This window comes from Halopseudomonas salegens, from assembly GCF_900105655.1.
Classification (GTDB): Bacteria; Pseudomonadota; Gammaproteobacteria; order Pseudomonadales; family Pseudomonadaceae; genus Halopseudomonas; species Halopseudomonas salegens.
Genome location: NZ_LT629787.1, coordinates 2,324,749 through 2,345,143 on the forward strand (window position 1 = coordinate 2,324,749; position 20,395 = coordinate 2,345,143).

Annotated in this window: 18 protein-coding genes; 10 read left to right on the forward strand and 8 right to left on the reverse strand. The window is 60.7% G+C overall.

Annotated elements, in window-relative coordinates:
• Positions 1-196 precede the first annotated feature (196 nt).
• Positions 197-1,183, forward strand: coding sequence for an integron integrase (locus BLU07_RS10625; protein WP_092386746.1), 987 nt, complete (start codon positions 197-199; stop codon positions 1,181-1,183).
• Between the two features lie 206 nt (positions 1,184-1,389).
• On the opposite strand, the gene BLU07_RS10630 is transcribed toward BLU07_RS10625, so the two are convergent.
• The 5 genes from BLU07_RS10630 to BLU07_RS10650 all read right to left on the reverse strand — a co-directional run bounded on the left by BLU07_RS10630 (position 1,390) and on the right by BLU07_RS10650 (position 5,394).
• Entirely contained in the window at positions 1,390-1,716 is a 327-nt protein-coding gene (locus BLU07_RS10630; protein ID WP_092386748.1) for a DUF6122 family protein, read from the reverse strand.
• Positions 1,716-2,345, reverse strand: coding sequence for a DsbA family protein (locus BLU07_RS10635; protein WP_092386750.1), 630 nt, complete (start codon positions 2,343-2,345; stop codon positions 1,716-1,718). The genes BLU07_RS10630 and BLU07_RS10635 overlap by 1 nt, the downstream gene beginning before the upstream one ends.
• Before the next feature lie 10 nt (positions 2,346-2,355).
• Positions 2,356-3,303 (reverse strand): oxygen-dependent tRNA uridine(34) hydroxylase TrhO, encoded by a 948-nt coding sequence (trhO, locus tag BLU07_RS10640; RefSeq protein WP_092386752.1) that lies wholly within the window; start codon positions 3,301-3,303, stop codon positions 2,356-2,358.
• A gap of 106 nt (positions 3,304-3,409) precedes the next feature.
• A complete protein-coding gene (gene fghA, locus BLU07_RS10645) occupies positions 3,410-4,261 on the reverse strand; it encodes an S-formylglutathione hydrolase (protein ID WP_092386754.1) in 852 nt (283 codons plus the stop codon).
• Between the two features lie 20 nt (positions 4,262-4,281).
• Positions 4,282-5,394 carry an S-(hydroxymethyl)glutathione dehydrogenase/class III alcohol dehydrogenase gene (locus BLU07_RS10650; protein ID WP_092386756.1) on the reverse strand — a complete coding sequence of 371 codons (1,113 nt, stop codon included), beginning with the start codon at positions 5,392-5,394 and terminating at the stop codon, positions 4,282-4,284.
• Between the two features lie 309 nt (positions 5,395-5,703).
• Between BLU07_RS10650 and BLU07_RS10655 the strand changes: the two genes are divergently transcribed.
• Positions 5,704-6,624: a LysR family transcriptional regulator gene (locus BLU07_RS10655; protein WP_092386758.1), complete on the forward strand. Its 921-nt coding sequence runs from the start codon at positions 5,704-5,706 to the stop codon at positions 6,622-6,624.
• An 86-nt stretch (positions 6,625-6,710) separates the two neighbouring features.
• Here the strand turns inward: BLU07_RS10655 and BLU07_RS10660 are convergent, their stop codons facing one another.
• Positions 6,711-7,100: a DUF4168 domain-containing protein gene (locus BLU07_RS10660; RefSeq protein WP_197674997.1), complete on the reverse strand. Its 390-nt coding sequence runs from the start codon at positions 7,098-7,100 to the stop codon at positions 6,711-6,713.
• Between the two features lie 168 nt (positions 7,101-7,268).
• On the opposite strand from BLU07_RS10660, the gene BLU07_RS10665 reads away from it, so the two are divergent.
• The 7 genes from BLU07_RS10665 to BLU07_RS10695 all read left to right on the forward strand — a co-directional run bounded on the left by BLU07_RS10665 (position 7,269) and on the right by BLU07_RS10695 (position 15,964).
• Positions 7,269-8,771, forward strand: a complete 1,503-nt coding sequence (locus BLU07_RS10665) for a sensor histidine kinase (protein WP_092386760.1) — start codon at positions 7,269-7,271, stop codon at positions 8,769-8,771.
• Positions 8,758-10,140 carry a sigma-54-dependent transcriptional regulator gene (locus BLU07_RS10670; RefSeq protein WP_092386762.1) on the forward strand — a complete coding sequence of 461 codons (1,383 nt, stop codon included), beginning with the start codon at positions 8,758-8,760 and terminating at the stop codon, positions 10,138-10,140. Before BLU07_RS10665 ends, BLU07_RS10670 begins: the two co-directional genes overlap by 14 nt.
• Positions 10,141-10,224: 84 nt before the next feature.
• Positions 10,225-10,902 (forward strand): VOC family protein, encoded by a 678-nt coding sequence (locus tag BLU07_RS10675; RefSeq protein ID WP_092386764.1) that lies wholly within the window; start codon positions 10,225-10,227, stop codon positions 10,900-10,902.
• Positions 10,903-11,004: 102 nt separating this feature from the next.
• Positions 11,005-12,159, forward strand: coding sequence for an efflux RND transporter periplasmic adaptor subunit (locus BLU07_RS10680; protein ID WP_092386766.1), 1,155 nt, complete (start codon positions 11,005-11,007; stop codon positions 12,157-12,159).
• 1 nt (position 12,160) lies between these two features.
• Positions 12,161-14,101 carry a MacB family efflux pump subunit gene (locus BLU07_RS10685; RefSeq protein ID WP_092386768.1) on the forward strand — a complete coding sequence of 647 codons (1,941 nt, stop codon included), beginning with the start codon at positions 12,161-12,163 and terminating at the stop codon, positions 14,099-14,101.
• Complete coding sequence (locus BLU07_RS10690) at positions 14,091-15,497, forward strand: efflux transporter outer membrane subunit (protein ID WP_092386770.1); 1,407 nt, start codon at positions 14,091-14,093, stop codon at positions 15,495-15,497. Before BLU07_RS10685 ends, BLU07_RS10690 begins: the two co-directional genes overlap by 11 nt.
• Positions 15,494-15,964 carry a hypothetical protein gene (locus BLU07_RS10695; protein ID WP_157719184.1) on the forward strand — a complete coding sequence of 157 codons (471 nt, stop codon included), beginning with the start codon at positions 15,494-15,496 and terminating at the stop codon, positions 15,962-15,964. Before BLU07_RS10690 ends, BLU07_RS10695 begins: the two co-directional genes overlap by 4 nt.
• Here the strand turns inward: BLU07_RS10695 and BLU07_RS10700 are convergent.
• Positions 15,937-16,755, reverse strand: a complete 819-nt coding sequence (locus BLU07_RS10700) for a lysophospholipid acyltransferase family protein (protein ID WP_092386774.1) — start codon at positions 16,753-16,755, stop codon at positions 15,937-15,939. The two genes, BLU07_RS10695 and BLU07_RS10700, sit on opposite strands and share 28 nt — an antisense overlap.
• 112 nt (positions 16,756-16,867) lie before the next feature.
• On the opposite strand from BLU07_RS10700, the gene BLU07_RS10705 reads away from it, so the two are divergent.
• Entirely contained in the window at positions 16,868-17,491 is a 624-nt protein-coding gene (locus BLU07_RS10705; RefSeq protein ID WP_092386775.1) for a BLUF domain-containing protein, read from the forward strand.
• Here BLU07_RS10705 and BLU07_RS10710 read toward each other — a convergent pair.
• Positions 17,488-20,361, reverse strand: coding sequence for an HD domain-containing phosphohydrolase (locus BLU07_RS10710; protein ID WP_092386776.1), 2,874 nt, complete (start codon positions 20,359-20,361; stop codon positions 17,488-17,490). The two genes, BLU07_RS10705 and BLU07_RS10710, sit on opposite strands and share 4 nt — an antisense overlap.
• Positions 20,362-20,395: the final 34 nt, after the last annotated feature.

Consider the following 20,395-nt stretch of genomic DNA (forward strand, 5'->3'; position numbering starts at 1 on the left):
TTTCACTAGCCGACAAAATGATCATCGAGCCTCATATCTCAGTTTTTCGCCAATGTCCCAACCCATTGAGTTTAGACAAGAAAATGGAGTGTCGCGCTGTTGCTCCAAGATATCGGTCACAAGGGCCGTTTTCCTGGCTTGCCCAATGCAATATTTTTATTAATACTGTTTATGCATACAGCATAAGGAGCAGTCAATGGATGACATTCCGATTCCCCTACCGGCGCAACCTGCGCGCTTTATGGATCGATTCAGGGCGCATATGCGGGCCAAGCGTCTGGCTTACCGCACTGAAAAAACTTATTGCCTCTGGGTGCTTGATTTCATTCGTTTTCACAAGCGTCGTCATCCTGAAACGATGGGAGCGGCAGAAGTTGATGCCTGGTTGAGCTACCTGGCTAACCAACGCCACGTGGCAATTAATACCCAGAAAACGGCCCTCAATGCAGTAGTTTATCTATATCGGCAGTTCCTTGAACGTGACTTGGGTGAGCTGCAGTTCAACAAAACCAACAAGGGCAGGCGCTTGCCTGTGGTGTTTTCCCATGAAGAGGCCATGCAGGTGATTGACGCCATGAACGGTGTCCATCAATTGGTGGCCAGTCTGATGTACGGTTCTGGTCTTCGGGTCATGGAAGCCGTGCGTTTGCGAGTGCAGGATGTCGACTTCTCCGAGCAATGCCTTTTTATTCGTGAGGCCAAGGGCGAAAAGTGGCGCCGTACACTGCTGCCGCATGCTTTGCTGGCACCCTTAAGGGCACAGATCGATATGGCTCTGGCGCTCCATAAACGTGATCTTCTGGATGGCTATGGCGCCGTTTATCTACCAGGCGCTCTCGACAAGAAATACCCAAAGGCTGCGACCAGTTCGCAGTGGCAATATATATTCCCTGCCCCTAATCGGGCGATGGATCCTCGCAGCCAGGTTATGCGCCGGCACCACGTCGGTGAACAACAGGTTCGTCGCGCGATGGCTGCTGCCATGTCCAGATTGGATATTCGTAAAAAAGCCAGTTGCCATACCTTTCGCCACAGCTTCGCCACCAATTTGCTCAAGGCCGGCACTGATATTCGCAGCATTCAAGAGCTGATGGGGCATACCGATGTGAATACGACAATGATTTACACCCATGTTGTCGGGGCGCATGCCCGTGGCGTGGCCAGCCCGCTGGACCGGTCTTGATGTTACAATTGATCGGAGACGCTACCGCCCTACCCTGTTTACGCGAGCATGCCGGTGGTACGCCACATCAACTGATTGTCACTTCAGGAAGGAAGTCAGTTCATCCATAAACGGGGACTGGCATCCGGCCATTAGTATTGACCATAAACCAGGATTGTCGGTTTTTCCAGTTGCGGGGGCGTTTTCTTGCTCGGATTGTTGTGCACTCAGAACGGCGGAAAGCCTGCCATGCGCCAGCAGCCGCTGAGATCCAGGGCCATATGAATGACCAGCCCGAGCCCGATCAGGCGTGTCGGGCGCCAGGTGCACATCAGCAGGTAGATGCCGATGGCGGGCCAGGTGTGCAGGGGATGAAAACCGATGGAGCAGCGGTCGGGAGAGAAGATGGGGGTGGCGAGCAGGTGGTCGAGGTCGACCAGCATGGTGGCCAGCATGATCAGCCAGGCTTTGAGCCAGATGCTGCGGTAACCGAACCAGGCGACCAGTCCGGGTACCAGGGCATGCAGCAGCAGATGTATTGCGGTGGTGAGCATCAGACGGCTTGTTTTGCCCCGGCGGCGAGCCAGCGCTCGAGCAGTGATTGCACGGCTTCGGGGGGCTGGTAACCGTTGGCCAACAGGGCCAGTTGGCCGTTGCGCTCGGCCAGCAGGGTCGGGAAGCCGCTGATACCCAGATCCCCTACCCAGTTGATATCACTGGCCAGGCCGGCCAGGCTGGCTTCCGCGTCGTAGGCTTCGGCAAAGCGCTGTGCCTTGTAGCCTGCCGATTCAGCCAGCGCCACCAGGGTGCTGGTGACGGTGATGTCTTCGGCGCGGGCATAAAAGGCCGATTGCATGGCTTGCACCAGCGGCCAGACCTTTTTGGCATCCAGCCCACGTGCGGTGACCAGTGCGCGGCAAGCAGGGGTGGTGTTATAGCAAAAGTCTGCCGGCAAGGCGTCTATCGAGGTAAAGGGCTGGCCGGAGACGTCGGCGACGGCGATCCAGTGCTCATTGAGCGCGTCGCGGGTGGCAGTATCCAGCGGTTCACGGGCTGACCGCAGGCCACCGGCAACCAGGTGCACAGGCACCTCGCCGGCTTGCACGATCTGCTCGATCACCGGCGCAAAGCCCCAGCACCAGGAACACATCGGGTCCATTACGTAGATCAGGCGCTGGGACATGGGCTTTTCCTCAGTCCGGGTTCTGGTTTGGCGATGCCAATTGCTGCGGCAAGCCAATCGGGTGTGGCTGGTTGCGCTGACGGGCCAACCGAATCTGCCGCTGGCGTTCTTCTGCCCGCTTGCGGGTTTTTTCCGGCAGGCTGTCATAGCAGTGCGGGCAGCTGACGCCTTCCTCGTATTGCTCGGAGGCCTTGTCTGCCGCTGAAATCGGGTGGCGGCAAGCGTGGCACTGGTCGTACTCGCCCGGCGCCAGGTCATGCCCCACAGTAACCCGATTATCAAACACGAAACACTCGCCCTGCCACTTGGTCTGCTCGGCGGGCACCTCTTCCAGGTATTTGAGGATGCCGCCCTTGAGGTGATACACCTCGTCAAAGCCCTGCTGCAGCATGTAGCTGGAGGCTTTTTCACAGCGGATGCCACCGGTACAGAACATGGCCACTTTCTTGTGTTTGGCGGGATCGAAGTGTTGCTGGATGTACTCCGGGAACTCGCGGAAGGATTTGGTCTTGGGGTCTACCGCCTGTTCGAAGGTGCCGATGGACACTTCGTAATCATTGCGGGTGTCGATCAACAGCACTTCCGGGTCGCTGATCAGGTCGTTCCAGTCCTTGGCTTCGACGTAAGTGCCCACACGCTCGTTGGGGTTTACGCCGGGTACGCCCAGGGTGACGATCTCTTTTTTCAGTTTGACCTTGGTGCGGTAGAAGGGCATCTCGTCACAGACCGAGACCTTGTAGCCCAGATCGGTCAGCCGCGCGTCGCTGCGCAGCCAGTCGAGTACCCGCGCCATGCCGGCGGGTTCACCGGCGATGGTGCCATTGATGCCTTCCTGCGCCAGCAGCAGCGTGCCCTTGACGCCATTGTCGAGCATTTGCGTGAGCAGGGGCTCGCGCAGTGCCTGATAGTCTTCCAGGGTGACGAACTTGTACAGCGCCACCACTTCGATTGTTGCCATGCCTTTTCTCCGTCAACGCCCGCGTAAAGGGCGAACAAGGCGCGCAGTCTAGCAAAATGGTCGGCGCTGCACAGCGCCTCCCGTCAGCCAGACTGCTGGCAACGCCCTAGCAGCCTAATGCCGCCGCATGATGCTGCATGTGCTCCGGCAGGAAGCTGGCGATAAAGTAATAGCTGTGGTCATAGCCCGGTTGCCGGCGCAGGGTCAGCGGGTGGTTGTGCTGATTTGCTGCGGCCTCAAGCAATTCCGGCTTGAGCTGCTCGACCAGGAAGTTGTCGTCTTCACCCTGGTCGACCAGCAGCGGCAAGCGCTCTTCGGCGCGAGCGATCAACTCGCAGGCGTCCCAGTCCTTCCAGGCTTGCCGATCCGGCCCCAGGTAATTGCCCAGCGCCTTGTGCCCCCAGGGGCAATGCAAGGGGCTGCTGATCGGCGCAAAGGCCGATACCGACTGATAGCGACCGGGGTTTTTCAATGCACAGACCAATGCGCCATGGCCGCCCATGGAGTGGCCGCTGATGCTGCGCTGGTCCGACACCGGAAAGTGCGCCTCGATCAGCGCCGGCAACTCGTCCACTACATAGTCATACATGCGGTAATGCCGTGCCCAGGGCTGCTGGGTGGCATTGACGTAAAACCCTGCGCCCAGGCCAAAGTCATAGGCGCCGTCTGCATCATCCGGCACCTTGTCGCCACGCGGGCTGGTATCCGGCGCAACCACCACCATGCCCAGCTCTGCCGCCAGGCGCTGGATGCCGGACTTCTGCATCACGTTCTCGTCGGTACAGGTCAGCCCCGACAGCCAGTACAACGCCGGCAAGGGCTTGCCCTGATCCGCCTGCGGCGGCAAATACACGGCAAATACCATATCGCAGTTCAACACCGCCGACGGATGCCGGTAGCGCTTGAGCCAGCCACCAAAACACTTGTTGGCTGACACCAGTTCCAGAGAGGTCGTCATAGTTGCTCCTGTGGTCGCGTTCAGAAATGCACCACCGAACGAATGCTCTTGCCTTCATGCATCAGCTCAAAGGCCTTGTTGATATCTTCCAGCCCCATGGTGTGGGTGATGAAAGTATCCAGCGGAATCTCGCCGGTCTGGGCCTTTTCCACATAGCCGGGCAATTCGGTGCGCCCTTTCACGCCGCCAAAGGCACTGCCACGCCAGACGCGGCCGGTGACCAACTGGAACGGCCGTGTGCTGATCTCCTGCCCGGCACCCGCCACGCCAATAATGGTCGACTCGCCCCAGCCCTTGTGACAGCACTCCAGCGCGGCACGCATCAGCTGCACATTACCCACGCACTCAAAGGAGTAATCCACCCCGCCATCGGTCATCTCGACAATGACTTCCTGGATCGGCTTGTCATGCTCCTTGGGGTTCACAAACTCGGTCGCGCCCAGTTCTTTGGCAATGGCAAACTTGTCGGGGTTGATATCAATCGCAATAATCCGCGACGCCTTGGCCATGGTCGCGCCGATAATGGCTGCCAGGCCAATACCACCCAGCCCGAAGATGGCCACGGTTGCGCCCTCTTCCACCTTGGCGGTGTTCAATACCGCGCCAATCCCGGTGGTCACGCCGCAGCCGAGCAGACACACCTTCTCCAGCGGCGCATCCTTGGGGATCTTCGCCAGGGAGACTTCCGGCAGCACCGTGTACTCGGAAAAGGTCGAGCACCCCATATAGTGATAGATCGGCTTGCCCTGGTATGAGAAACGCGAGGTACCATCCGGCATCACGCCCTTGCCCTGCGTCGCTCGCACCGACTGGCACAGATTGGTCTTGCCCGATGTGCAGAACTTGCAGACACGGCACTCGGCGGTATACAGCGGAATCACATGGTCACCGACTGCCAGCTCGGTCACCCCTTCACCCACCGCCTCGACAATGCCGCCACCTTCATGGCCCAGAATCGCCGGAAAAATGCCTTCCGGGTCTTCACCGGACAGGGTAAAGGCATCGGTATGGCAAACACCGCTGGCGACAATACGCACCAGCACCTCACCACGCTGCGGCGGCGCCACATCCACTTCGACGATTTCCAGCGGTTTGCCGGCTTCAAAAGCTACTGCGGCACGGGACTTGATCATGTGAGGCTCCAAAATAGTGATGGGATTAAGTTCACAGCTCAGCTAAACACTGATGAATGCACAGAATCTGAAAGCGGTGTTGCCAGCGCCCTGCCTCAGACCGTCGATGCACAAGGACGTGCATCGACGAGCCCCAGGGACGGCTCGTAGCGTGTCTGAGGCAGGGCGCTGGCAATGCCGCTTAACACCGAAACACGACTAATCAGGGTTTAACCGACACGAAGCGTTTAATTGATAGCAGTGTAGTAGACTCACTCACAGATAATAATCAGCCAATTATCAAAACATTATTGCCATACAGGGATAATCATGGATCCGTGGGAAGGTTTTGACGCCTTTGTCAGTGTCGCCGACAGTGGCCACTTCAGTACCGCCGCCCAGCGACTGGGCGTCTCCACCTCACATGTCAGCCGGCAAATCGCCCGCCTCGAAGAACGCCTGCAAACCCGATTGTTCTACCGCAGTACGCGCCAGGTCAGCCTCACCGAAGCCGGCCATACCTTCCTGCAACACTGCCGCCACCTGCTGGATGCCCGTGACGAAGCCATCCAGGCCGTCAGCGATCTCGGCGGCGAACCCAAGGGCCTGCTGCGCCTCACCTGCGCCGTGGCCTACGGCGAAAGCTTTATCATGCCCCTGGTTACTGACTTCATGCAGCGCCACCCCAAACTGCAGATCGACATGCAACTGACCAACCAGACCCTCGACCTGCTGCATGGCAGTTTCGATCTGGCCATCCGCCTCGGTCGCCTGCAGGACTCCAACCTGATCGCCACCCGCCTGGCACCGCGCAACATGTACCTGTGCGCCGCTCCTGGCTACCTGCAACAACATGGCGCCCCGCACAGCCTGTCCGAACTGAACCGGCACAACTGCCTGATTGGCAGCAGCGACATCTGGAGCTTCGACCAGAATGGCCGCGAAACACCGATACGGGTACACGGCAACCTGCGCTGCAACAGTGGCCGCGCCGTACTCGATGCCGCCCTGCGCGGACTCGGCCTGTGCCAACTGCCCGACTACTACGTGCAGCAACCCATCGCCGACGGCAAGCTGCACGCCCTGCTGCCCCAGCATCAGCCACCCCACACCGGTGTCTGGGCGCTGTACCCACAAAAACGTCACCTCTCGCCCAAGGTGCGCCTGTTGATTGATCATTTGCGAGCCGGGTTGGCCGCCCGCCCCGAATACCATCATGCAGAACTACCCTGGTCCCAGCAGCAGCGTTAAAAACAACCTTAAAAGGCTATTTACCCACGCGCACAAAAAAACCGCCCGGCGAACCGGGCGGTTTTCAGAACTGGAATCCAAACAACTCAGTTCATGGCTTCAGCGCGCTCTTGCAGCTCTGGGTCAGCCTGCAGGCGAGTAGCGATCTCGTTGTACTGGTTGACTTCAATGCCTGAATCTTCAACGGCTTCAACCATTTTTTCCTGGGCTTCGATCTGCAAAGCCTGTGCTTCTTCCTGGCTTTCTACGCCTTCAAGACGGCCAGTGAATTCGTCACGGATTTCGTTGACTTCGCTGGCGGCATCGACGAAGTTCTGCAGATCTTCATCGCTCACTGGCTCGGCAGCTGCTTGTTGTGCAGGCATGCCACTGGGCGGCTGCTGGGCCGGGTCTGACGCTTGTGCCATGGCAGCGGTAGATGCCATGCCAAAGGTGGCCAGAGCGACTGCAGCGGTCAATGTTTTCAAGTTCATCATAGGTGTTCTCCTTTCCGTTTAAAGTTATCAAATACTATTCAGATAGCGTGCCAACTTTCTAGAAAACTACCTATCTGATTGAATTTTATCGAATTTACCGAATAAAGGCGATATCGCGGCACGCGCCTGGCTGGTTAAAACCCACCCATTCATGTATCTTTTTTACACATGAGAAAATTATATCCGTTCATATTCAACACAGGTCTGCGTCTGAACACCGTTCAACGCAGCTTGTTGCTGTTCGTTGTCTTGCCCCTGGTGCTGCTCACCGCACTGGGCATTCGCTTCGGCCTGGGCCAGGCAGGTGACTACCAACAAGAGCGACTGAAGAATGACCTTGAACTGATCGGCCGCGCCATCAGCATCCCGGTCGGGGCCGCCCTGTCGCAAAACGATAGCCAGGCAATCGAGCTCGCGCTCGGCTCGGTGTTCGTGCTTGGCGAGGTGTATGGCGCATCGGTATTCGATGTTGACGGCAACCGTATCGCGTCTGCCGGAATCACCGAAACCGACCTCAGCCGCACGTCCATCCCCACCCGCATCGTCGCCACGGGCAAACAACAGGAAGCCTTCAGCCGGGTCGGCGGGCGCGAGCTGTTTTCCCACTTCGAGCCGCTGTTCGATACCAGCGGCCAGATCAAGGGCATGATCCAGATTACCCGTCGCGCCAGTGATTTCGGGCAGGCGTTGTCGCAATTGCAGATTATTGCCTGGCTGGTCTGGGGGCTGCTCAGCCTGACGATCCTCTGTGCCGTTCTGCTCGGCCACTACGGCAGCATCGGCCGCCATGTCGACAAACTGCTGCTGCACATGCAGCGCGTAGCCCAGGGCGACCACGCCCACCGCGCAGCTCTTGAAGGCCCCAATGAAGTCGCCGCGCTGGGTGAGGGGCTGAACCAGATGCTCGACAGCATCGAACAGGCGCAGGACAACCTGGAGCAGCATCGCAAGGCCGAAACCGAGCTGCTGGCCCGTCTCAAGGACAACGAAAAAATGGCCGCCATCGGCAGTATGGCCCGCGGCATCGCCCATGAGCTTGGAGCGCCATTGAGTGTGATTGATGGTCGCGCCCGGCGCCTGCAAACCAGCCTGAGTGACGACCCGCAGCAACAGCGCCAGCTGGAAGGTATTCGTGATCAGGTCGCCCGGCTGACCCGCACGGTACGCCAGTTGCTCGACTACTGCCGCCCGGCGGCCACCGAGCCGCGGACCCAGACTCTGCTGCCGCTGTTGCAGGGGCTGCACAGCGCACTGCAACCGGAACTGGATGCTGCCGGCAAACAGATGCACTGCCAGCTGCCGGACGATTTACCCCCCGTTTACGCCGATGATGGCCGCCTTGAACTGGCCCTGCTCAACCTGTGTCGCAATGCCCTGCAGGCCGCCGACGGGCAGATCGGCATCAGCGTGGAAGCCGATGCCGACTGGCTGCACATGCACATCGACGATGACGGCCCCGGCCTGCCGGACGGTCCGATCGAACGCTTGCTGGAACCCTTTTACACCACCAAATCCCCGGGCGAAGGCACTGGCCTTGGCCTCGCCATCGTCAACAGCGTCGCGGAAGAGCATGCCGGCAGCTTGCAGCTCGGGCACAGCCCGCTGGGCGGTTGCCGCGCCACCCTGAGCCTGCCACTCACCCGACCGGAGACCCCGCATGCCGAAAGCTGAAGCCATTCTGCTGGTTGAAGATGATGCCAGCCTGCGCGAGTTGCTGGCCGAAGAACTGGAAGCCGAAGGCTATCAGGTAGCTGCCTGTGGCGATGCCGAAAGCGCCGTTGAACACCTGCGTGAACACACCCCGGCACTGGTGGTCAGTGATCTGCGCCTGCCCGGGGCTGACGGCCTCAGCCTGGTCAGTCATTGCAGCCAGTTGCAACCGCCGCCGTCGATTCTGATCATCACCGCTTTTGGTTCGGTACAGCAGGCGGTGCAGGCGCTCAAGGTGGGGGCGGACGACTTTCTCACCAAGCCGCTGGAAATGGATCACTTTCTGCTCACGGTCAAACGCCTGTTGGACAACCGCCAGCTGCGCGATGAAGTGCAGCACTATCGCGAGCTGCTGGCGGCCGACCAGTTTCACGGCATCATTGGCCAGAGCCCGGCCATGCAGCAGCTGTTTCACCAGATCCGTCAGATTGCTACCGCCGAAGGCCCCGTTCTGGTCCAGGGAGAGAGCGGTACCGGCAAGGAGCTGGTCGCCCGTGCCCTGCACGAGCAAAGCTGCCGCGCCGGCAAACCCTACCTGACGGTCAACTGTGGCGGCATTCCCGGCGAATTGATGGAAAGCGAGTTTTTCGGCCATGCCGCCGGCGCCTTTACCGGCGCCCGTCAGCAACGGGCCGGGCTGTTTCAACAGGCCAACGGCGGCACCCTGATGCTGGATGAGCTGGGGGAAATGCCGCTGACGCTGCAGGCCAAGCTGCTGCGCGCGCTGCAGGACGGGCATATTCGCCCGGTCGGCAGTGACCATGAAATCCAGGTTGATGTGCGCGTGATCGGCGCCACCAATCGCGATCTGACTGCAGCAGTGGCGGCCGGTGACTTTCGGGAAGACCTGTTCTACCGGCTGGAAACCTTTGCCTTGCAGATTCCACCGCTGCGTCAGCGCACGGGCGATGTCATGTTGTTGGCCAAGGTGTTTCTGGCGCAGGTGAACAGTCGGCAGAACATCCGTCTGCGCGGCTTCACTGATGCCGCTACCACCTTGCTCAACAGCTACCCGTTTCCCGGCAACGTGCGCGAACTGCAAAATGCAGTTGAGCGGGCAGCAACCTTCTGCACCAGCGAATGGATTGATGTACCGGAATTGCCTCAGCGCATCCGTGACTACAACGGTACCCCGTGCAGCGCTGACCTGACCGCCACGGTGGAGCAGGATCTGACCAGCCCTGCCGTGCTGACGGACGACCTGCAAAGCCTGGAACAGGTGCAGCGGTTGCATATCCAGCGCGTTTTGCAGTCCACTGGCGGCAACAAGCGCAAAGCCGCAGAAATTCTGGGTATCACCCGCCGCACCCTGTATCGCTGGCTGGAATAATGCGGCCAGTGAATACACCGGCATAGCGCGCAAACCGCCTGACCACGGGTAGACTGACCTTTTCGGATTACCGGGGGACAATCCATGCAACTAGCCAAAGCTTTTTTCGATGTCGGCCTGTTCAGCAACCAGGCTGCCGCGCACCACAGCTTCTGGAGCGAACGCATCGCCCTTCCCTTCGATCACAGCCTGAAGCTGGGCGGCGGCGTGCTGCAGCACCGCTTTCAGGTGGGCAGCGCCGTACTCAAACTGAACGATGCCCGCGATCCCTTGCCGACAGCCCGGGGGCCGATCCGCGAACTGCTGGTGGCGCACCCTGACTGCCAGCAGGTGGAATCCCTGCAGGACCCCGACGGCAACCGGATCACCCGCGTGCCGTCGGGGCATGATGACATTCATGGCCTGGCCGTGCGTCTGGCCGTGGCCGACCCGGCCCGCAGTGCCGATTTTTACCAGCGGGCGCTGGGCTGCAAGCTGATCAGCCCGGCCCGGCTGCAAGCGGGTGAAGCCATCCTGCTGCTTGAGCAGGCCGACTCGCCAGCCGAGCAGGAGCAACCCCTGGCCGCTATCGGCCTGCGCTATCTGACGCTGCAGGTGTTTGACTGCGATGCAGCCCACGCGGCCGCATTGGCCGCCGGAGCCAGCAATGGCCGCGACCCGGTGACCCTTGGCAGCACCGCCCGGATTGCCTTTATCCGCGACCCGGATGGCACCTGGATCGAACTGTCCGAACGCGCTTCAGTGACCGGCAAGGCGGTGTGAGCCGACCTCACACAGGGATTTACACAGTCTTTACCCAACGCCGGCACAACAGTGGCCCCTTCCGATTACACTAGGCGCAGTTTTCAGTTGATTGGATAGTCCATGTCTGCGTCTCGTCGTTCCTATTGGTGGTTACTGCTGTTATTGCTTGTTGGCGCCCTGCTGGTGGCCGGTTATCTGTGGCATGCCAATCAGCAAAATACGCCGCAATACACCACGGCCAGCGTCACCCGGGGCGATGTGGAAGACAGCATCACTGCGCTGGGTACCCTGGAGCCGCTGAACTCGGTGGACGTTGGCACCCAGGTGTCCGGCCAGCTGAAACAGTTGCATGTCGAACCCGGCGACCAGGTCAGCGAGGGTGATCTGCTGGCTGAAATCGATTCGACAATTTACCTGGCCCGCGTCGAAGCCAGTACCGCACAGCTGGCCAACCAGCGTGCGCAGCTGACGGATCGCCGGGCCCAGCAGACCCTCGCCCGCCTGCAAGCGGAACGCCAGCGCGAGCTGTTTGCCCTTGATGCCACCAGCGAAGAAGCCCTGCAGACTGCCGAAGCCACGCTGCTCTCGGCCAATGCCCAGATCGAAGCCTTGCAGGCGCAGATTCGCCAGACCGAATCCGGCCTCAAGGGCGATCAGGCCGACCTCAATTACACCCGGATCTACGCCCCCATGGCGGGTACCGTGGTAGAGCAGTTTGCCAATCAGGGCCAGACCCTGAATGCCAACCAGACCGCGCCGGTCGTGGTACAGATTGCCGACCTGGCCACCATGACCGTGCGCACCCAGGTATCCGAAGCGGATATCAGCCGCATCGAGCCGGGCATGCCGGTGTACTTTTCCACCCTTGGCCAGCCCCAGCGCCGCTGGGAAAGCAGCCTGCGGCAGATATTGCCAACCCCGGAAATCATCAACAATGTGGTGCTGTTCAACGCCCTGTTCGATGTACCCAACCCGGATAACGAACTGCTGCCGAAGATGAGCGCCCAGGTGTTTTTTGTGCGCGCCGCCGCCGAAGACGTACTGACCGTTCCGATTGCTGCCTTGCAACCGTTGCCCAACGCCGACAGCCGTGACCGTTTTCGGGTGCGCGTTCTGCATCAAGGCGCGGTAGAAGAGCGCGAAGTGCGCACCGGCGTGCGTACCCGGGTGGTGGCGGAAATTCTCGAGGGGCTGAGTGAGGGCGAGCAGGTGATTACCAGCCAGCCACTGGACGCAGCCAGCGGCAGTGAAGGCATGCCACGGCGGATGCGTTGAGATGAATACGCCCCTGATCGAGCTGCGCGATATCAGCCGTACCTATCGCAACGGCGAGCTGGCCACCACGGTGCTGACGGATGTCTCGCTGAGCATTCAGCCCGGTGAGTTCGTTGCCATTATGGGCGCTTCCGGGTCCGGCAAATCGACCCTGATGAACATCCTCGGATGCCTGGACAAACCCAGCACCGGCCAGTACCTGTTTCAGGGCCGCGATATTGCCCAACTGGACAAGGACGCCCTGGCCAGCCTGCGGCGGGAAACCTTCGGCTTTATTTTTCAGAGCTACAACCTGATCCCCTCGGCCAGTGCCACGGAGAATGTCGAAGTACCGGCGATCTATGCCGGCATGCCGCGCGAAGCCCGGCACCGTCGGGCTGAACGTCTGCTGACCGAGCTGGGTCTGGGTGAGCGGTTGCGCAACCGTCCCAGCCAACTGTCCGGCGGCCAGCAACAGCGGGTATCCATCGCCCGCGCGCTGATGAACGATGCCCGCGTGTTGCTGGCCGACGAACCCACAGGCGCGCTGGATAGCCAGAGCGGCAAGGATGTACTGGCGCTGCTCAAGCAGCTGCATGAACGGGGCAAGACAGTGATCGTCATCACCCACGATCCGAAGGTCGCCGCCCATGCCGATCGGCTGATCGAGATTGCCGACGGTCAGATCATTGCCGACAGCGGCAGCCGCAGCGAGCAACCCGCCGCCCCGCAATCGCCGGCCGAGGAGCACCCGATACGCGGCCTGCTCGGCGACACCCTGGAAGCGGTACGCATGGCTTTGCGTGCGTTGCGCGCCAACCTGTTTCGCACCGTGCTGACGCTGCTCGGCATCGTGATCGGCGTGGCGTCGGTCGTGGTCATGCTCGCCGTCGGCAATGGCGCACAGAAAGAAGTGGTCGACCGCATCAGTGCCATGGGTACCAACCTGTTGCTGGTCCGCCCCGGCGCACCCAATACCCGCCGCTCGGTGGATGGCTCGACCAATACCCTGATGCCGGAAGATGCCGAACTGGTTGCCCAGGTGGACAATGTGCGCGCCGCCGTACCGGAAATGAGCGGCCGCGCCACCCTGCGCTTCGGCAATACCGATTATCAGACCAGCGTGACCGCCACCAGCCCCGATCTGCCGCTGGCACGCAGCTGGCCGGTCGCCAACGGCGTCTTTCTCGACCAGCAGGACAATGCCCGTTACGCCGCCGTGACCGTGCTCGGGCAAACAGTGGTGAACAACCTGTTCGGTGACCAGGACCCGCTGGGCGACTATGTGCTGATCAACAACGTGCCTTTCCAGGTGATCGGCGTGATGAGCGAACGAGGCGCAACACCCTGGGGCAGCGACCAGGATGATGTGGTGCTGGTACCCCTGAACACTGGCAGCCTGCGGCTGATTGGCCAGCGGCACCTGAACACCATTACCGTGATGGTGGATGATCTGGGTCTGGCCGACCAGACCCAGGAAGCTGTGCGACAAACCCTGATTCAGGCCCACGCCGGGGTGGAAGATTTCCAGATTCGCAATATGGCCTCGCTGATCGACAATGTGGCGCAGACGCAGAATACCTTTACCGTACTGCTCGGCTCGATTGCGGCCATCTCGCTGCTGGTTGGCGGCATCGGGGTGATGAACATCATGCTGGTGAACGTGACCGAACGCACCCGCGAGATCGGTATTCGCATGGCCACCGGCGCCCGCACGCGGAATATCCTGCAGCAGTTTATTGTCGAGGCGATGGTGGTTTCCGCCATTGGCGGCGCGCTGGGCGTGCTCTTCGGGCTGGCCTTTGCTGCCGGCCTGCAGGCTCTGGGCACCGCCATCCAGTTCACCAGCGGCCCGGTCATTCTCGCCTTTGCCTGTGCCTTTGCCACCGGCCTGATCTTTGGTTTCATGCCGGCGCGCAAGGCCGCTCACCTTGACCCCGTGGTAGCCCTGAATGCTGACTAGACTCCTTGCCTGCCTGTTCGCCAGCCTGACCCTGAGCGCCTGCGCCCTGCAAACGCCATTGCCGGAACAACCCATTGCGCCACCGGCCCACTGGTCAACCGAGAGCAGCGCCGAGCTCGAAACAACCGACTGGACGGCCTGGCAGTCAGCCCAGCTACAGACCCTGCAACAACAGGCACTGAGCGCCAACCTGGATATCGCCAGCTCCATCGCCCGGCTGCGACAGGCCGATGCGCAATTGCAACAAAGCGGCGCCAGCCTGTTACCCCAGCTCAGTGCCGGACTGGGTGCCAACCGCAGCGACAGCGAACGCACTGACAGCGACGGCAACAGCAGCCGCAACAGTTACAGCGGCAACCTGAATGCCAGTTATGAAGTGGACTTGTGGGGCCGCCTGCGCGCGGAACGCGATGCCAGCCGCGCCAGCCTGCTGGCCAGCGAGTTTGATCATGCCAGTCTGCTGTTGACCATCGAAGCCAGCGTGGCCAGCACCTGGTTCCAGCGTCTGGAAACCCGCCGCCGTCTGCAACTGGCCGAAGACAGCCTGGCCAATGCCCAACGGGTGCTCGAGCTGGTGGAAAACCGCTATCGCCTGGGTGCGATCGACAGTCTGGAAGTCAGCCAGCAGCGTACGCTGGTCGCCCAGCTGCAAGCCGGCTTGCCCACCCTGCGCCAGCAATACCGCCAGCAAAGCAACGCCCTGGCGCTATTGATCGGCCAGGGCCCGGATGCCGAGCTGCCGGAGTCAGCACCCGCACTGCTGGCCGACTTGCAGGTACCCGAGATTGCCCCCGGCCTGCCGGCCAGCCTGCTGCAGCGCCGGCCGGACATCCGTGCCAGCGAAGCCCGCCTGCAAGCGGCCAATGCCGATCTGACCGCCGCCCGTGCCGCCCTGTACCCGAGCATCCAGTTGACCGGGCAATACGGCGCACAAAGCCTGGCGCTGTCCAGTCTGGTGAATAACCCGGTCACCGCCTGGAACCTGGCCGCCGGCCTGAGCCAGCCCATCTTCCAGGGTGGCCGCCTGCGCGCTCGCGTTGCCCAGACCCGTGCCCGTCAGGACGAATTGCTGATCGATTATCAGCGCACCCTGCTGACGGCTTTTATCGATGTTGACAACGCCCTGAGCAATGTCGACCAGACCCGCCAGCGCGCCGCATACCTGGCCGCCACCGAAGCCGAGGCCAGCCGCGCTCTGGAACTGGCCGAGATCCGCTACCGCTCCGGTGCCATCGATCTGCAAACCCTGCTGGATACCCAGCGCACCTGGTACAGCAGCCAGGACAATCTGGCCCAGGTCCGTGCGGCGCAACTGCTGGCCAGTGTCGATCTGTTCCGGGCCCTGGGTGGCGGCTGGCAAGCGGGCGCGGTAAGCTATCCGACCGACAATGATTGACTGGAGCCAACACCACCTTGCCCGCCTGCCTGCATCTCGCCACGCTGAATGAGCGCCACTTTACCCGCCACCCCGAGCCCCTGCCCGCGCTGACGGCTTGTCTGGATGGGCTTGATCGTTTGGGCAAGGCGCTGGGCGCAGGCAGCCTGAGTCAGTTCGTGGATATTACCGAGCTTGAATTGCAGGATGCCGAAGCGCTGCTGGAAGCATCGGAAACAGTCAACCGCAGCGTTGACCCCGAAACCGGCCTGGTCTGCGCGCTGGAAGACATGCAGTGGTTTCCCGTCGCCGCCGGCATGATTACCCTGGAAGCCATGCTCAATCACCTGGCTCGCAATCACCCACGCGAACTCAAGGGTGCCGATCTGGCGCAACTGAGCGCCGAACTTGTCTACTGCGAACAGCAGCTACGCCCGCTGGAGCACGAGGGCGCGCAATTTCATTTGCATGCGGTCGTCAGCGACTGATCGCGCACTGCCAGCCCGACGCCTGACTCCAACTGATCATCCAGCACCTCTCCCATCAAACCCTGAATGGAGTGCCGGGTAGTCAGCATCAGCGATTCCAGTTCAGCGCGCGAGTAATCGCGCGTATCGATCGGCTCACCGATATGCACCGACACTGGCTGGCCCAGGTTGAAACGCCAGCTTCTGGCCGGCAGCACCTTGCTGATGCCGCGAATACCGACCGGAATGATCACCGCTTCGGTATCCAGCGCCAGATGAAAGCAGCCCTTCTTGAACGGCAATAATTCACCGCCCAGCGATCGCGTGCCTTCCGGCGCAGCCCAGAGCACAATGCCCGATTCCATCATCGCCCGCGCCTTGTCCAGATCTTTCAGCGCCTGGTTACGCTTGCGCCGGTTGATCGAGGGGAATTCTGCGGTACGCATGGTGATGCCGAGCAAGGGAATGCGGTACAGCTCGGCCTTGGCCAGCATGCGGATCGAACCCGGCATGGCGGCAAATATGGCCGGAATATCGTAGTGACTGGCATGGTTGCAGAGAATAATGTAACGCCGACCATCGTTGAGCTCCGGTGCCTGCCCCACGACGTGCAGATCCATGCGCACCAGGCGCAGCAACAGCGCTGCCCACCGACGGGTATAGCGATCAACCCGTGACCGGTCGAGGCGGCGGAAAGCCGCACGAACCAATACGTCGATACAAAATCCTGCTGTTACCAATACCGATCCCAGAACCACGCCAATACGGCGTGCCAGGTTGGCTGACTCGGTAAATACCGGCAGTCTGGTCATTGTTATTCTCCGGTCTTGCAACCTGGACGTGTCTTGAAATACAAAGGTTGCCATAATACCGACATAAAAGCCTATTCTGCACTCTCATTACCTACGTAGTACAAGGCATCACATGACAGAGCTGGTTCGCATCATCTACATCAGCCGGGCAACGTTCGACACTCTGCCAGCGGCAGACGGCGTTGAACCTACGGTTTCACGCATTCTTTCTGTTTCCCGGCGCAACAACCGCAACAATGGTCTGGTGGGCATGTTGTATTACGGCGACAGCTGCTTCTTTCAGTGCCTGGAGGGTGAGCGCAACAAGGTCGAGGCACTGTACCGGACCCTGCTGAAAGACAAGCGGCATACCGATCTGAAAATTCTTGCCAGCGAACCGATCAAGCGCCTGTCATTCCCGGACTGGAACATGAAATATGTTCCCCTGGATCAGAGCATGAGCCGTTTGATGAGTGAGCATGGATTCGAGCGCTTTGACCCTTACCGCTTTGATCACCACCTGGTTGAGCGCGTGATGCAGTTGATGCAGGGCGTACCCGACCCGACCGAGCCGACTACGGAACCCCGGCCTTCAGCCCCCTGCCGCAGCATCCAGCTGGACACCGCAGAGCAGGCACCGCCAGCGTCCGAGGGTAGCCGCACCCCCCTGCTGCTCCCCGCGATTGCCATCACCATCAGTAGCCTTGCCCTGCTGATAAGCCTCAGCTGCCTGGGCATGCAACTGGGCTGGCTCTAGCCACTGATCAGCGCTTCCAGGCGGGCCAGCAAACCGGCCTCATCCACCGTATCGCATTGCTCGGGTTGCAGAAACTGTTCCGCGTACTGGCGATAGACACCCCCGGCAATGAACAGGTGCAACAGATCGGCATCCACGTGTTGCTGTTCGGCCATGCTGACCAGAATACCGAGTGATACCGACAGGGTCTTGGCCTCCTTGTAGGGCCGGTCGGCAGCGGTGAGCGCTTCGAAAATATCTGCAATCGCCATAATCCGCTCCGGCACACCCAACTGCTCGGCAGTCAGCCGGCGCGGGTAACCCCGACCATCCAGCGTTTCGTGGTGAGTGGCTGCCAATGTCGGTACCCGTTGCAGGTAACGCGGGAATGGCAAGCTTTCCAGCATGATCAACGTCTGCACGATGTGATCATTGATCTTGAAGCGTTCTTCCGGCGTCAGGGTGCCGCGACTGATGCGCAGGTTGTACAGTTCCCCCAGGTGCATGGCGTGCTCGGGCAATGCCATATCAAAGCCCCAGTGGTTGGCCGGATTATCCCGCTCGACCGGTGGCTTTTTGTCGCCCCAGGGAAAAATATGCTCCGGACGGTCAGCCAGCAAGCCCTCGCTGACCGGCAAGTCTTGCGTCGGGATCTCTGCCATGCGCGCCTGCTCGGCCAGGGACAGCCCCAGGCGATTGTCAAAGTGGCGCAGCCAGCGCCGCTGGGCAATCTGTTCCAGTTCGGCAACCTGCTCATCTGACATGGCTTCGCCACCGATATTGGCCTTGGCAACCAGGGCAAACTCTTCCTGCAATTGCTGCTGCACTGCCCGGCAATCCTGGCGTAACTGCTCACCATCGCCACCGCTCAGCTGGGCGCGCAGACAGTCCAGCTCGGCATCGCGCCAGAGCACTTCGAAGCGGGTGCGGATTTCATGGATACGGTTGTAGATGGTTTCCAGCTTGGTGGCCTTGTCGACCACATATTCCGGGCTGGTGATCTTGCCACAATCATGCAGCCAGGACGCCAGATGAAACTCGTAATGCTGATCCTCGTTCATGTTGAAATCCGCCAACGCGCCTTCCCGCGCTGCTTCGGCCTTGGACAGCAACATCTTCGCCAGCTGTGGCACGCGCTCGCAGTGCCCGCCCGTGTAGGGTGACTTGGCATCAATCGCATCGGCCAGCAAGCGAATCATTGCATCCAGCAGTCGCTGCTGGCCGGCAAACAGGATGCGCGTTTCAATGGCCACCGACAGGGTGCCGGACAGGTCCTGCACAAAGCGCTGCAGGCGCTGCCGAAAGTCGCCTTCCAGTTGCACCGAGAGCTCCACGACCAGCAAACCGAGCAAGGCCTTGTGGCGGTCATGCAAGGCCACCACCAGATAGCTGTGATCGGCATCCAGGCGATGCAACAGCTGCTCTTCCGGGGCGTTGCGGAACGCCTCGTCCAGCACAAAGGTGTCAGGGTAATGGGCTCCCTGGTAGCGACTGCTGCAGTTGAGCCGGGTATCCGTTTCATTGCACAGATACACGGCGCCGCTGCGTCCTTCAGCTGTGGCCACCAGATGCTCCATGACCTCGTCGAGCATTTGCTCCAGGTGCGGCTCATGACTCAGCGCCAGCGTGATCTGCTGAAAATGGTCAATCGCCGAACCCATGCGCCCCATGAGCACGCTCAGGTGGTTGACCTCCCTGATTCGCGAACGCACGCGCGGGGGCTGGGTAAAATCGAAGTCGCTGAATGCACGCACCTGCTCGGCCAATTCACTCAACGGCTCCCCCAGACGCCGCCCGAATTTCCAGCCCAGCGGCAATATGACCAGCATAATGGCCAGCGCCCAGATGGCCTGATCAAGCAGGATGTCACGGGCGCCGGCAAGCAATTCCCAGCCGGGAATGGCGATCAGAACATGCACCCCGGAATCGGCAAAGGCCGCCAGCGGCAAGCTGATGCCATACCAGGTCGCGTTATCCGACACATAGCTGACGGGCTCACTCTGATCCGCCCGCAGGGCCACCTGCCCGGAGAGAGTGTGCAAGGCCGGGTTGGTCAGTTCTGACAGTCCGGCCAATCGAAAACTGCCGTTCTGCTGTTTCAGGATCTGCTCCAGGTCCGGGTAGGCCAGCACCCGGCCGTCGGCATCAACCACGGCAACTTCGCTGCCCGGTGTCATGCGCATATCGTGGAGTTCGCTGGCCAGATCACCCAGGGCAGCATCGAGGCCAATGACTGCATCGCCCACCTTGCTCGGCAAGGCCATGGTCAGGCCGACTTCACCGGTGGTAAAGAACACATAGGGTTCCGTCAGCAGCAGTTCACCGGTCTCTCTGGCCTGCTGGTACCAGGGGCGGGTACGTGGATCGAAGCGGTATTCAGCTTCAGCCTGCCCCGGCAGCACAGTCAGCTCGGCATCATAGAACTGCCAGTGCCCCCGGAGCTGTTGATCATCGCCATAATGCATGCTCTGGACCAGATAGGCTGCCTGCTCGGGAGGGGCCTGTGCCAGCGCCGGATTGCGCCCTTGCAGCGGGCGGACCAGCAGAAATTCGCCATTGGCATAGCCGATGAAAACCGCACTCAGGGTGGAGTTCGCCGTCAACACCTCGACCAGCAGGGGTAATCGCTCCAGGCGTTGTTCAATATCGGTAGCGGCACCCAATGGATCATGCGCCAAGGCATGCAGGGTATTTTCCGCCGGGCTGATCAGACGACCGGCCCGTTCATCCATGATCACCGCCAGTTGCCGCGCCGAATCCTCGGCGGCGGCCAGCATGGCAGCACTGGTTCCGCGATAGCCCTGAACCACGGTAACCAGCATGACCGCCAGCAGACTGAGAACGATACCGCCAGCCAGCATCCATTGCACCGGCAAGCCGCTATTGCGCATTTTCTTCATTCCTTGAACTACCCGTTAGCGATAT

Excerpts from the sequence above, each read along its gene's own strand:
- BLU07_RS10625 (WP_092386746.1), top strand. The coding sequence starts at position 197 with ATGGATGACATTCCGATTCCCCTACCGGCGCAACCTGCGCGCTTTATG.
- BLU07_RS10630 (WP_092386748.1), bottom strand. The coding sequence starts at position 1,716 with ATGCTCACCACCGCAATACATCTGCTGCTGCATGCCCTGGTACCCGGA.
- BLU07_RS10635 (WP_092386750.1), bottom strand. The coding sequence starts at position 2,345 with ATGTCCCAGCGCCTGATCTACGTAATGGACCCGATGTGTTCCTGGTGC.
- trhO (WP_092386752.1), bottom strand. The coding sequence starts at position 3,303 with ATGGCAACAATCGAAGTGGTGGCGCTGTACAAGTTCGTCACCCTGGAA.
- fghA (WP_092386754.1), bottom strand. The coding sequence starts at position 4,261 with ATGACGACCTCTCTGGAACTGGTGTCAGCCAACAAGTGTTTTGGTGGC.
- BLU07_RS10650 (WP_092386756.1), bottom strand. The coding sequence starts at position 5,394 with ATGATCAAGTCCCGTGCCGCAGTAGCTTTTGAAGCCGGCAAACCGCTG.
- BLU07_RS10655 (WP_092386758.1), top strand. The coding sequence starts at position 5,704 with ATGGATCCGTGGGAAGGTTTTGACGCCTTTGTCAGTGTCGCCGACAGT.
- BLU07_RS10660 (WP_197674997.1), bottom strand. The coding sequence starts at position 7,100 with ATGATGAACTTGAAAACATTGACCGCTGCAGTCGCTCTGGCCACCTTT.
- BLU07_RS10665 (WP_092386760.1), top strand. The coding sequence starts at position 7,269 with ATGAGAAAATTATATCCGTTCATATTCAACACAGGTCTGCGTCTGAAC.
- BLU07_RS10670 (WP_092386762.1), top strand. The coding sequence starts at position 8,758 with ATGCCGAAAGCTGAAGCCATTCTGCTGGTTGAAGATGATGCCAGCCTG.
- BLU07_RS10675 (WP_092386764.1), top strand. The coding sequence starts at position 10,225 with ATGCAACTAGCCAAAGCTTTTTTCGATGTCGGCCTGTTCAGCAACCAG.
- BLU07_RS10680 (WP_092386766.1), top strand. The coding sequence starts at position 11,005 with ATGTCTGCGTCTCGTCGTTCCTATTGGTGGTTACTGCTGTTATTGCTT.
- BLU07_RS10685 (WP_092386768.1), top strand. The coding sequence starts at position 12,161 with ATGAATACGCCCCTGATCGAGCTGCGCGATATCAGCCGTACCTATCGC.
- BLU07_RS10690 (WP_092386770.1), top strand. The coding sequence starts at position 14,091 with ATGCTGACTAGACTCCTTGCCTGCCTGTTCGCCAGCCTGACCCTGAGC.
- BLU07_RS10700 (WP_092386774.1), bottom strand. The coding sequence starts at position 16,755 with ATGACCAGACTGCCGGTATTTACCGAGTCAGCCAACCTGGCACGCCGT.
- BLU07_RS10705 (WP_092386775.1), top strand. The coding sequence starts at position 16,868 with ATGACAGAGCTGGTTCGCATCATCTACATCAGCCGGGCAACGTTCGAC.
- BLU07_RS10710 (WP_092386776.1), bottom strand. The coding sequence starts at position 20,361 with ATGCGCAATAGCGGCTTGCCGGTGCAATGGATGCTGGCTGGCGGTATC.